The 12,588-nt window shown below is 72.3% G+C and carries 9 protein-coding genes; 1 reads left to right on the plus strand and 8 read right to left on the minus strand.

What is annotated here, in order from left to right; translation table 11 throughout:
* Together pyk and AF1_RS29345 are read right to left on the minus strand one after the other, a co-directional pair.
* Positions 1-1,387, minus strand: a 1,387-nt coding sequence (gene pyk / locus AF1_RS29340; RefSeq protein ID WP_067806603.1) for a pyruvate kinase, incomplete at its 3' end; no start/stop codon positions are given.
* 106 nt (positions 1,388-1,493) lie between these two features.
* Entirely contained in the window at positions 1,494-2,048 is a 555-nt protein-coding gene (locus tag AF1_RS29345; protein ID WP_067806579.1) for a type 1 glutamine amidotransferase domain-containing protein, read from the minus strand.
* Positions 2,049-2,114: 66 nt separating this feature from the next.
* Here AF1_RS29345 and AF1_RS29350 point away from each other — a divergent pair, with 66 nt between their 5' ends.
* A complete protein-coding gene (locus AF1_RS29350; RefSeq protein ID WP_067806583.1) occupies positions 2,115-2,810 on the plus strand; it encodes a DUF6597 domain-containing transcriptional factor in 696 nt (231 codons plus the stop codon).
* On the opposite strand, the gene AF1_RS29355 is transcribed toward AF1_RS29350, so the two are convergent.
* From AF1_RS29355 to AF1_RS35445, 6 genes are all read right to left on the minus strand, one after another.
* Positions 2,800-3,660, minus strand: coding sequence for a hypothetical protein (locus tag AF1_RS29355; RefSeq protein WP_067806586.1), 861 nt, complete (start codon positions 3,658-3,660; stop codon positions 2,800-2,802). The two genes, AF1_RS29350 and AF1_RS29355, sit on opposite strands and share 11 nt — an antisense overlap.
* Before the next feature lie 508 nt (positions 3,661-4,168).
* Positions 4,169-4,621, minus strand: a complete 453-nt coding sequence (locus AF1_RS29360; protein ID WP_067806589.1) for a VOC family protein — start codon at positions 4,619-4,621, stop codon at positions 4,169-4,171.
* Positions 4,622-4,647: 26 nt separating this feature from the next.
* A complete protein-coding gene (locus AF1_RS29365; RefSeq protein ID WP_067806592.1) occupies positions 4,648-5,124 on the minus strand; it encodes a helix-turn-helix transcriptional regulator in 477 nt (158 codons plus the stop codon).
* A gap of 72 nt (positions 5,125-5,196) precedes the next feature.
* A complete protein-coding gene (locus tag AF1_RS29370) occupies positions 5,197-6,660 on the minus strand; it encodes a glutamate synthase subunit beta (protein WP_067806595.1) in 1,464 nt (487 codons plus the stop codon).
* 16 nt (positions 6,661-6,676) lie between these two features.
* Positions 6,677-11,248, minus strand: coding sequence for a glutamate synthase large subunit (gene gltB / locus AF1_RS29375; protein ID WP_067806598.1), 4,572 nt, complete (start codon positions 11,246-11,248; stop codon positions 6,677-6,679).
* 301 nt (positions 11,249-11,549) lie between these two features.
* The coding region (locus tag AF1_RS35445) for a hypothetical protein (RefSeq protein ID WP_067806600.1) at positions 11,550-12,588 on the minus strand (1,039 nt) is incomplete at its 5' end.

Consider the following 12,588-nt stretch of genomic DNA (forward strand, 5'->3'; position numbering starts at 1 on the left):
GGGCGTTCGTGGAGCCGGGGGTACCGGGAGGCGAGCCGGCCACGACCACGACCTTGTCGCCCTTCTGGCAGCGGCCGAGTTCGAGGAGAGCCTGCTCGACCTGGCCGAACATGGCGTCGGTGTGGTCGACCTGCGGGACGATGAAGGTCTCGACGCCCCACACGTGGGCGAGGCGTCCCCGCACGGCCGGGACCGACGTGAACGCCAGCAGCGGGATCGGCGAGCGGTAGCGCGACAGCCGCCGCGCGGTCTCGCCGGACATGGTGAAGGCGGCGAGGGCCTCGGCGCCGACGATCGCGCCGACCTCGGCCGCGGCGCGGGCGATGGCGCCGCCGACGGTCTCGGGCATGCGCTCCAGCGTGTGGGTGGCCTGGAGGGCGGCCCGCTCGGCGGTCTGCACGATCCGGCTCATCGTCAGCACGGACTCGATCGGATACTGGCCGACACTGGTCTCGCCCGAGAGCATGACGGCGTCGGCGCCCTCGAAGACGGCGTTGGCGACGTCGGAGGTCTCGGCGCGGGTCGGCCGGGGCGCGGAGATCATGGATTCGAGCATCTGGGTCGCGACGATGACCGGGCGGGCCTTCTCCCGGCAGAGTTCGATCGCGTGCTTCTGCACGATCGGGACCTGTTCGAGCGGCAGTTCGACACCGAGATCGCCGCGCGCGACCATGATGCCGTCGAAGGCGGCGACGATCTCGGGCAGCCGCTCCACCGCCTGCGGCTTCTCGATCTTGCCGATGAGGGGGACCCGGACGCCCTCCTCCTCCATGATCTGGTAGCAGATGTCGGCGTCCGCCGGGGTGCGGACGAAGGACAGCGCCACGAGGTCGACGCCGAGGCGCAGGGCCCAGCGCAGGTCGCGCTCGTCCTTCTCGGTGAGGGCGGGGACGCTGACCGGGACGCCGGGCAGGTTGAGGCCCTTGTTGTCGGAGACCATGCCGCCGACGGTGACCGTGGTGCGGACGCGGCAGCCGTCGACGTCGACGACCTTGAGGGCGACGCGGCCGTCGTCGATGAGGACGGTGTCGCCGGGGCCGACGTCCCCCGGCAGCCCCTGGTAGGTGGTGGACACCTCGCGGCGCGTGCCGGGGACGTCTTCGGTGGTGATGGTGAACTCATCGCCGAGGGTGAGGCGTACCGGCCCGTCGGGGAAGCGCCCGATCCGGATCTTCGGGCCCTGCAGGTCGGCGAGGATGCCGACGCCGCGCCCGGTGGCGTCGGCGGCCGCCCTGATCCGGTGGTAGACCTCCTCATGGACGGCGTGGTCGCCGTGGCTCATGTTCAGGCGCGCCACGTCGATGCCGGCTTCGACAAGGGCGTGGATCTGCTCGGCACTGGAGCAGGCGGGACCGATGGTGCTGACAATCTTCGCTCGACGGGTCACGCGCACAACCGTACTTAGTTACTTGGCGGTACGAATATTCGTGCAGGATATGGTCGCCTCCGGTTCATCGATTGGTCTAGGGCAGAGGTCTAGACCATAGGGCCCTTCAGCGCTTGAACACCTCGACGGCGGCCTGGCAGAACGCCTTGAGGTCGTCGGGCTTGCGGCTGCTGACGAGGACGTTCGGCCCGTCCTCGCACACCTGTACCTCTTCGTCCACCCATGTGGCGCCCGCATTGCGCAGATCGGTCTGGACACTGGGCCAGGACGTCATGGTGCGGCCCCTCACGACGTCGGCCTCGATGAGCGTCCACGAGCCGTGGCAGATGACGGCGACGGGCTTGCCCGCGTCGAAGAAGGACCTGGCGAACGCGACCGCCTTGGGAACGGTGCGCAGGAAGTCGGGATTGGCGACACCGCCGGGCAGGAGCAGGGCGTCGAACTCGGTGGGGCCGGACACGTCCACGGTCGTGTCGATGGGGAACGTGTCCCCCTTGTCGAGGTGGTTGAACGCCTGGAGGCGGCCGGACTGGGTGGAGACCAGGCGCGGGGTGCCGCCCGCCTGCTCGACGGCCGTCCAGGGTTCGGTGAGTTCGACCTGCTCGGTGCCCTCGGGGGCGCACAGGAACGCGATGGTCTTGCCCTGGAGATCGTTCGACATGATTTCTCCTGCATTTGGTGGGTTTCATGGGCTCCTGCCCCGAGGGGCGGGTGGTATGCAGGAGGGGTGAGTCCGACCGGCTATCGCGAGTACCGGGCGCCGGGGCTGGCGTGCGCGTGGACGGCGGCGCTGCCGCCGGACGCCGAGCCGTTCGTGCAGCGCGTCGTGCCGGACGGCTGCGTCGACCTGATCTGGTCGGACGCCGGGATCCTGGTGGCGGGGCCGGACACGGGCCCCGTCCCCGCGACCGTCCGGCCGGGTGAGGCGATGGTGGCGGTGCGGTTCCGGCCGGGGACGGCGCCGCCGGTGCTGGGCGTCCCGGCGGACGCGATCCGGGACGGGCGCCTCCCCCTGCGCGAGCTGTGGGGCGCGGAGGCGGACCGGCTGGCCGGCACCGTGGCGGACGCGGGCGACCGGCGCGCGGCGCTGGTCGCGGCGGTGCTGGACCGGATGCCCCCGCCCGATCCGCTGGTGCCGGCGGTGGTCGCGGCGCTGGAGCGGGCCTCGGTGCGGGACGTGGCGGACGAACTGGGCATCGGCGAGCGGCAGCTGCGGCGGCGGTCGCTGGCGGCGTTCGGGTACGGGCCGAAGACGCTGCAGCGGGTGCTGCGGTTCCAGCGGGCGCTGGGACTGGTCCGGGCGGGCCGGACACGGGCGGACGCCGCGTATGCGGCGGGCTACGCCGACCAGGCCCATTTCGCCCACGAGGTGCGCGACCTGGCGGGTGAGCCCCTCCGGAACCTGCTGGGAGCTACGGCTTGAGCCGGCCGTACGCGCGCAGCGTCAGGAGGCGCTCGACGGTGGTGAAACCGCGCCACTCGGGCCGGGTGACGGGCGTCCAGCTGGGGAAGGCGATGTCCCAGCCGCCGTCCTCACCCTGGGCGCCGATGAGGGCGTCGAGTTCGGCGTCGATGACGTCGCCGGTGAACAGGCGGCGTCCGTATCCGTCCGGGGCGGGAGCGAAGTCGAGGGGCCCTTGGTGGTCGCTGTGCGCGGCGGCGGCGAGGGTCTCGCGGACACGGGTGAAGGCGGCCTCGGCGCGATCGCGGTCGGGCACATGGTCGAGGAAGGCCAGGACGGCCAGGACGTCGTACGCGCCGGGCTCCGTGGTGAGGTCGTCCAGGTAGCGCCGGCAGAAGCCGGTGGCGGGCCCGAGCCAGGGGTGGTCGGAGCCGGCCCGGTGGAGCATCCCGGCGAGGGTTCCGGTCGGGTTGATATGGCTGAACGGCTCGCCGGGCGCCTGCCACCAGGGGCCGTGCGGGGCGTCGCGGACGGTGGGCAGCACGAACGGCACTCCCCCGCCCGCCCCGGTGATGGACGCCAGGTAGCCGCCGGCGCGCGCCACGGCGGGGTCGCCGTCCGCACCGGCCTCGTGCAGGAACTGGAGCGCGTGCTGGGTGGGGACGGGCTGGCTGCCTTCGCCGCGCAGGTCGGGTTCGAGGGCGTGCCCGTAGCCGCCGTCGGGGTTCTCGTAGGCCCTGAGTGCCGCAAGGACGGGCGCGGCGGGCCCGCCGCGGAAGTGGAGCGCGAACCGGTGCCGGTCGATGAGGCGGGCGTTGAGCAGCATGAACCGCTCGGCACGGGCCAGGTCGGTGGCGTGCAGGACTCTCATACCCTCGACGGTAGGCGGCCGCGTCCGGCCCGTCTTGCAGGAAACGGACGTCCTGGGCCGGGGACGCGGTGGGCCCGGCCACCCCAGCGGTGGGTGGCCGGGCCCCTGATGTCCCGCGTTGCGGGGTGCGGGAGCGCGTGGCCCACGGCGGCGTGACGGGACGGGGCCGTCCGGCCGCCGCGCGTGAACCCTGGCGGGACGGTAGCCGACCGGTTTCAAGACCACAAGGGGGCCGGGGCCGCCCGGGTCGTGGCGGTTCCGCGCGGGCCGCGGAGCCGTACCCGTCCCCGACGGGCCGCCGCCCTGCTCGGCCCCGTACAGGACGCCGATCAGACCTGCCTGGGTGGGGGCGGCTCAGGCCGGTGCTCCGGGTCGGCGTCCCGGCTCGCCAGCCAGTCGCGGAGCGCGGGGACGTGGCGGGAGACGAGATCCGCCGGGACGGCGGCCTCGACGTCGACCGCGGCGCCGTCCCGGCCCGGTGAGACCTCCGGGTTTCCCCGGCCCCTCCTCAGCCGGCGCCGCCGTTCCAGGAGACCGATTCGTCGAGCTCGCCGAACGGCTGGGTGAGGCTGTACCAGCACCCGGAGTCGTCGCGGAAGACGGCCTCGATGCCGTAGGGGCGCCGCTCCGGCTTGTGGACGAACTCGACCCCCGCGGCCGACAGCCGCTCGTACTCGGCCTGGCAGTCGTCGGTGTTGAACGCGCCGGCACCGAGCACGCCCTTGGCGATGAGCGCCTTCATGGCGGCGGCCGAGTCGGGGTCCATGGTCGGCGGGCCGGGCACCATGAGGGCGAGGCTCAGGTCGGGCTGGTCCTTGGCGCCGACGGTGACCCAGCGCATGCCGCCCTCGCCGAGCGTCATGTCGTCACGGACCTCCAGGCCGAGCTTGCCGGTGAAGAACTCCAGGGCCGAGTCCTGGTCGAGCACCCAGACGGTGGCCAGCCCCAGTTTTGTGATCATGCCGTTGTCTCCTTCGTGAAGGGCGATCACGCATCACCGTAGGAGGCGGCCGGCCGGGCGGGCTTCTCGATAATTGCGCAGCCCCGGTCCGCGCGGAAACCGCCCGCCCACAGCAGCACGAAGCAGCCGGGGATCGAGGACGCGCCGGGGGTGCGGGCGTGCCGCCGGAACTCGGTCGGCGTCATCCCCGTCTGCCGCTTGAAACGGGTGCAGAACGTGCCGAGGCTGGTGAAGCCGACCAGCATGCAGATCTCGGTGACGGTCAGGTTGGCCGTGCGCAGCAGGTCCTGGGCGCGTTCGATGCGGCGGCGGGCCAGGTAGGCGCCCGGAGTCTCCCCGTAGACCTCGTTGAACAGCCGGACGAAGTGGTAGCGCGAGTACCCGGCGCGGGCCGCGACGGCGGCCACGTCGAGCGGCTCGGCCCAGTCGCGGTCCATGGTGTCGCGGGCGGCCCTCATCCGGCGCAGCGTCCCGGTGCCCGGGGTGGACGGCGCGATTCCCATGCCCCTGATGCTCGCATGGCGAAGGCCCCGGAGGCGGTCCGCCCCCGGGGCCCGTGCCGTCGCACCCGCCGATCAGGCGATCGGACGGGCCGTGGGCGGGATGGGGTAGGGCAGGTGGGTCCGGCCGGTCAGGTGGGCGTCGACGCCGTGGGCGGCGGCGCGGCCCTCGGCGATCGCCCAGACGATCAGGGACTGGCCGCGGCCCATGTCGCCCGCGACGAACACGCCGTCCACGGACGTCCGGTAGTCGCGGTCGCGGACCACGTTGCCGCGCCGGTCCAGCTCGACGCCGAGCTGCTCCAGCAGCCCTTCGCGCTGCGGGCCGACGAAGCCCATGGCCAGCGTGACCAGTTCGGCGGGGATCTCCCGCTCGGTGCCCTCGACCGGCGCGAACCCCGTCTGCGGGCCGCCGACCTCCACCAGCTTCAGCGCGCGGACGTTGCCGTCCTCGTCGCCGGTGAACTCGCTGGTGGAGACGGCGTAGACGCGTTCGCCGCCCATGCCGGCGAGCTCCTCGTGGGCGCTCTCCACCTTGAACAGCACCGGGTACGTCGGCCACGGCTGGGCGTCCGGGCGGGACTCCGGCGGCCGCGGCATGATCTCCAGCTGGGTGACGGACGCGGCGCCCTGCCGGATCGCGGTGCCGACGCAGTCGGCACCGGTGTCGCCGCCGCCGATGACGACGACGTGCTTGCCCTGCGCGGAGATCGGCGACTCCTCGTAGTCGCCCTCCTGCACCCTGTTGGCCGGCGGCAGGTACTCCATCGCCTGGTGGACGCCCTTGAGCTCACGCCCGGGGACGGGCAGGTCCCGCCACGCGGTGGCGCCGCCCGCGAGGACGACGGCGTCGTGGCGGGCGCGCAGGTCGTCCGCGGTGATGTCGACACCGACGTTCACCGAGGTCCGGAAGACGGTGCCCTCGGCGCGCATCTGGGCGAGCCGCCGGTCGAGGTGCCGCTTCTCCATCTTGAACTCGGGGATGCCGTAGCGCAGCAGGCCGCCGATCCGGTCGGCGCGCTCGTACACCGTGACGTCGTGGCCGGCGCGGGTGAGCTGCTGCGCGGCGGCGAGGCCGGCGGGCCCGGAGCCGACGACCGCGACCGTCCTGCCGGTCCTGACGGCGGGCGGCCGCGGGCGCACCCAGCCCTCCGCGAACGCCCGGTCGATGATCTCGACCTCAATCCGCTTGATCGTCACCGGCTCCTGGTTGATGCCGAGGACGCAGGCGCTCTCGCACGGGGCCGGGCACAGCCTCCCGGTGAACTCCGGGAAGTTGTTGGTGGCGTGCAGCCGCTCGGCGGCCTCGTGCCAGTCCTTGCGGTAGACGAGGTCGTTCCATTCCGGGATGAGGTTGCCGAGCGGGCAGCCCTGGTGGCAGAACGGGATGCCGCAGTCCATGCAGCGGCTCGCCTGCCGCTCCAGCCGGTCGCGGCCGAAGTCCTCGTAGACCTCGGACCAGCTCTTGATCCGCACGTCGACGGGGCGGCGCTTCGGGAGCTCCCGCCGGGCGGTCAGGAAACCCTTCGGGTCAGCCATGTCGCAAGTCCCCCTCTCAGCTCTGCGCCGCGGCCATGACGGCCTCGTCGACGTCGCGTCCCTCGGCCTCGGCCTCGGCCATGGCGCCCAGGACGCGCCGGTAGTCACGTGGCATGATCTTGGTGAAGCGGGCCGCGGCGGCGTCCCAGTCGTCCAGCAGCCGCCGGGCGACCTGCGAACCGGTCTCGGCCAGGTGCCGCTCGGTCAGCGACCGGACGACGTCCACGTCGTCGCCGTCGAGCGGTTCCAGGTCGACCATCTCGCCGTTGACCCGCTCGGGCACCAGGTCCAGGACGTAGGCGATGCCGCCGGACATGCCGGCCGCGAGGTTGCGTCCCGTCGGGCCGAGGATGACGGCCCGGCCGCCGGTCATGTACTCGCAGGCGTGGTCGCCGGCTCCCTCGACGACGGCGGTCGCGCCGGAGTTTCGGACGCAGAACCGCTCGCCGACGACCCCGCGGGCGAACAGCTCACCGGACGTGGCGCCGTACAGGATGACGTTGCCGCCGATGATCTGCTCCTCGGCCGCGAACCCGGCGTCCGCCGGGGGACGCAGCGTCAGCCGCCCGCCGGACAGGCCCTTGCCGACATAGTCGTTGGCGTCACCGATCAGCCGGAGGGTGATGCCGCGCGGCACGAACGCGCCGAACGAGTTGCCCGCCGACCCGGTGAAGGTGATGTCGATGGTGTCGTCGGGCAGCCCGTCCGCGCCCCGTCGCAGGGTCACCTTGTGGCCGAGCATGGTCCCGACCGTGCGGTTGATATTGCGGATGGGCAGTTCGAGATTCACCTGCCCGCCATGCTCGATGGCCCCCTCGGCGAGCTGGATCAGCGTGTTGTCCAGGGCCTTCTCCAGCCCGTGGTCCTGCTCGGCGGTCCGGCGCAGCGACGCACCGCCCGGCACCTCGGGCATGTGCAGGATCGGGGTCAGGTCCAGCCCGGACGCCTTCCAGTGCTCGACGGCCGCGTGGGTGTCGAGCATCTCGACCTGCCCGATCGCCTCGTCCAGCGAGCGGAACCCGAGGGCCGCCAGGTACTCGCGGACCTCCTCGGCGACGAACTCGAAGAAGTTGACGACGAACTCCGGCTTGCCGGAGAACCGCTCGCGCAGGACGGGGTTCTGGGTGGCGACGCCGACCGGGCAGGTGTCCAGGTGGCAGACCCGCATCATGATGCAGCCCGACACCACCAGCGGCGCGGTCGCGAAGCCGTACTCCTCGGCGCCGAGCAGCGCGGCGATGACGACGTCCCGCCCGGTCTTCATCTGCCCGTCGGTCTGCACGACGATGCGGTCGCGCAGCCCGTTCAGCAGCAGCGTCTGCTGAGTTTCGGCGAGGCCCAGCTCCCAGGGCGCGCCCGCGTGCTTCAGCGAGGTCAGCGGCGAGGCACCGGTGCCGCCGTCGTGCCCGGAGATGAGCACCACGTCGGCGTGCGCCTTCGACACCCCGGCCGCGACCGTGCCGACCCCGACCTCGGCGACGAGCTTGACGTGCACGCGCGCCGCCGGGTTGGCGTTCTTCAGGTCGTGGATGAGCTGCGCCAGGTCCTCGATCGAGTAGATGTCGTGGTGCGGCGGCGGCGAGATGAGGCCGACGCCCGGGGTGGAGTGCCGGGTCTTGGCGATCCACGGGTACACCTTGTGGCCGGGCAGCTGGCCGCCCTCGCCGGGCTTGGCGCCCTGCGCCATCTTGATCTGGATGTCGTCGGAGTTGGTGAGGTACTCCGAGGTCACGCCGAACCGGCCGGAGGCGACCTGCTTGATGGCGCTGCGCCGCAGGTCGCCGTTCTCGTCGGGGGTGAAGCGCGCCGGGTCCTCGCCGCCCTCGCCGGTGTTGGACTTGCCGCCGAGCCGGTTCATCGCGATCGCGAGGGTCTCGTGCGCCTCCGCGGAGATGGAGCCGTACGACATGGCGCCGGTGGAGAACCGCTTGACGATCTGCGATACGGGCTCGACCTCCTCGATCGGCACCGGTTCCCGCTCGCCCTCCTTGAGCCGGAACAGGCCGCGGAGCGTCATGAGCTTCTCGGCCTGCGAGTCGACCTTCGCGGTGTACTCCTTGAAGATCTCGTAGCGGCGGGTGCGGGTGGCGTGCTGCAGCTTGAACACCGTGTCCGGGTTGAACAGGTGCGGCTCGCCCTCGCGGCGCCACTGGTACTCGCCGCCGACCTCCAGCGTCCGGTGCGCCGGCTCGTTGCCGCCCGGCGGGTAGGCGCGGGCGTGCCGCTCGGCGACCTCGCGGGCCAGCACGTCGAAGCCGACGCCGCCGAGCCGGGACGTGGTGCCGGTGAAGCAGCGGGACACCACGCCCGCGCCGAGGCCGATCGCCTCGAAGATCTGCGCGCCGGTGTAGGACGCGACCGTGGACACGCCCATCTTCGACATGATCTTCAGGACGCCCTTGCCGTACGCCTTCACCAGGTTCCGGACGGCCCCGCCCGGTTCCCCGCCCTCGATGACGCCGGCGCGGACCAGGTCCTCGACGGTCTCGATCGCCAGGTACGGGTTGATCGCGGACGCGCCGTACCCGATGAGCAGCGCCATGTGGTGGCACTCGCGGGCCTCGCCCGTCTCGATCACCAGGCCGACCCTGGTGCGGGTCTTCTCCCGGATCAGGTGGTGGTGGACGGACCCGGTGAGCAGCAGCGACGGGATCGCGGCGCGGGCGGAGTCGGCGCCGCGGTCCGACAGCACGATGATGCGGGCGCCCGCGGCGATGGCCCGGCTCACCTCGGAGTTGATCTCCTCCAGGCGGGCCTCCAGGGCCTCTCCCCCGCCGACGGCCTCGTACAGGCCGTGCACGACGTGGGCGTGCAGGTGCGGCAGCGCCCCCTCGTCGTCAATGTGGATGATCTTGGACAGCTCGTCGTTGTCCAGGATCGGGGTGGGCAGGACGAGACGGCGGCACGAGTCCGGGCCGGGCGCGAGGAGGTTGCCCTCCGGGCCGAGCGTGGACTGCAGCGAGGTCACCAGCTCCTCGCGGATGGCGTCCAGCGGCGGGTTCGTGACCTGCGCGAACAGCTGCTTGAAGTAGTCGAACAGCAGCCGCGGGCGCTCCGAGAGCACCGCGATCGGGGTGTCGGTGCCCATCGACCCGATCGGCTCGGCGCCGGTCCTGGCCATCGGCGTCAGGATGATCCGCTGCTCTTCGAGCGTGTAGCCGAACATCTGCTGCCGCTTGACGAGCGTCTCGTGGGTCGGGACCTCCCGCTCGCGCCGCGGCAGCTCCTCGAACCGGACCAGGCCCTCGTGCAGCCATTCCCCGTAGGGGTGCTCGGCCGCCAGCTCGGCCTTGACCTCGTCGTCCTCGACGATCCGCCCGGCGGCGGTGTCGACCAGGAAGATCTTGCCGGGCTGCAGCCGGCCCTTCCGGACGACCTTGCTCGCCGGGATGTCGAGCACACCGGCCTCGCTGGCCAGCACGACCAGGCCGTCATCGGTCACCCAGTACCGGCCGGGACGCAGCCCGTTGCGGTCGAGGACGGCGCCGACGACGGTGCCGTCGGTGAAGCTGACGCTGGCGGGGCCGTCCCACGCCTCCATCAGGGTGGAGTGGAACTCGTAGAACGCGCGGCGGCCGGCGTCCATCTCGGCGTGGTTCTCCCACGCCTCCGGGATCATCATCAGCACCGCGTGCGGCAGCGACCGCCCGCCGAGGTGCAGCAGTTCCAGGCACTCGTCGAACGAGGCGGTGTCGGACGCCTCGATGTCGATCACCGGGAAGATCCGGGAGATGTCACCGGGGATCAGGTCGGACTTCAGCAGCGCCTCGCGGGCCCGCATCCAGTTCCGGTTGCCCTTCACCGTGTTGATCTCGCCGTTGTGGGCGATGAACCGGTACGGGTGGGCCAGCTCCCAGGCGGGGAACGTGTTGGTCGAGAACCGCGAGTGCACCAGGGCGATCGCGCTGGTGAGGCGGCGGTCGGACAGGTCGGGGAAGAACGGCTCCAGCTGCGGGGTGGTCAGCATCCCCTTGTAGACGATCGTCCGGCTGGACAGGCTCGGGAAGTACACCCGGACGTCCTGCTCGGCGCGCTCGCGCATGCAGAACACGACGCGGTCCAGCTCCAGGCCGGTCTTGCCCGCGTGCGGGCCGCCCTCGGCGGGGGCGAGGAACAGCTGCGCGAAGTGCGGCATGACCCGGCGCGCGGCCGGGCCGGTGAAGTCGGGGTCGTGCGGGAGCTCACGCCACCCGAGGACCGACAGGCCCTCCTCGGCGCAGAGCGTCCCGATGCGGGCGACCGCGGCGGCGCGCTCGTCGCCGTCCGCGGGCAGGAAGGCGATGCCGGCCGCGTACGCGCCGGGTTCGGGGAGCGGGAAGTCGCAGACCTCGCGGAAGAGGGCGTCCGGGATCTGGATGAGGATGCCGACGCCGTCACCGTCGTCCGGCTCCGCGCCCACCGCGCCGCGGTGGTCGAGGTTCTTCAGTACGGTCAGGGCGTTCTGGACGATGTCATGGCTCTTGCGGCCGTGCATGTCCGCGACCATGCCGACGCCGCAGGCGTCGTGCTCGTTGGCCGGGTCGTACAGCCCCTGCGCATGGGGGCGGCCCTGCGTGCGGGCAGCAGGTGTGAAGGCAACAGCGGCCATCAACCCTCCCGTCGTCGTCTCGTGTCACTGCTTCGATGTCAGTGCAGTCGTGGGACGACGTTGGCCCTGCTGCGGTGGGATGACATTACATCACTGTCGGGAACATGCCCGAATACACCCGATCGCGAAACTTCTCGGTGGTGATCCCGGATGCGTCATCTCCGAGTGGTTTAGACCAGGCTAATGGTTCGCCGTGACCGGCCCGCGCACCGGCCCCCGGTGAGCATCGTCACCAAGACGCGATGTTTACCACCGGACGCCGATGACCTACCGGGAGATTCCCCGGCCGGATCGCGGGCGGCTAGTGGGACGCGCGGGCGGCCCGGCCGAGCACCGCCGGGGACTTGCCGCCCTCGATCAGCAGCGACAGGAGCGTCTCGTCCGTCTCGTCGCCCTTGCCGTCCAGGCGCGCGGCCCACGAGACGACGGCGAAATGTCCCATGGCGAGGCCGCGTGCCATGCCGAAGCCGCGTCCGAAGCCGTCCAGTGGGGCGGGCGCCTGCGGGGGCAGGACGAATCCGGCGCCGATCATCTCCTCCAGCTTCGCGACGAACCGGTCCGCATCCGCCGACCCGTTCAGGTTGAACACCGCGACGGCCAGCGCGTAGCCGCGTCCCGTATCGGAGTAGAGCCCGCGCGCCGCCTGTGTGCAGCCGCCCCGGCGCAGCTCGGCGCCCACGGACCGGCCCCACACGGCGGCGGCGCAGTCACCGTCCAGGCGCTTGGCGCGCAGCTTCAGTTTGGCCTTCCCGCCCGGGACGGGCAGCGTCGCCGCCTCCGGCGGGAACACCTCCCCGGCCGTCAGCGGCCCCGGGTCCGCGCGGCGGGTGGTGATGCCCGCGTACGCCGAGGTCGACGGCGAACTGGAGTAGGACGCCGGCGAAGGCCCGTTCCCGGCGGGTTCACCGATCTTCGCGTCGGCGGGGTGACCGGCGGCGGGCCTGTCTCCGCCACGCGGCAGGACGCAGACGCCGAGGCCGATCAGCATGAGCACGCCGAGGACGGCCGCCGCGCCGAAGTACAGCTTCGGCCCCGGCCCGGTGGAACGCCCGGCGGGCCTGTCCGCCTTCTTCGCTTTGCGAGCCTTCTTCGCTTTGCCGGGCTTCTTCGCCTTCCCACCGCGCGGACCGGGGGGCGGAGAGGCTTCGTACGCGTCCCCGTACTGGGCGTCCCCGTACGAGGCGTCCTCGTACTGCGCGTCCCCGTACGGGGCGTCGTCATAGGGCGCGTCGTCATGCGGGGGGACGGGCGGCGGGGCGGGGCGTTCCGGTCGCGGGGACGGGCGGCGGGCCGGGGCGCCCCGGCGGGAACCGCCCGCGCGGGCCGACGGCGTCCTGCGG

Origin of the sequence: Actinomadura formosensis NBRC 14204 (assembly GCF_001552155.1) — a bacterium.
GTDB lineage: Bacteria > Actinomycetota > Actinomycetes > Streptosporangiales > Streptosporangiaceae > Spirillospora > Spirillospora formosensis.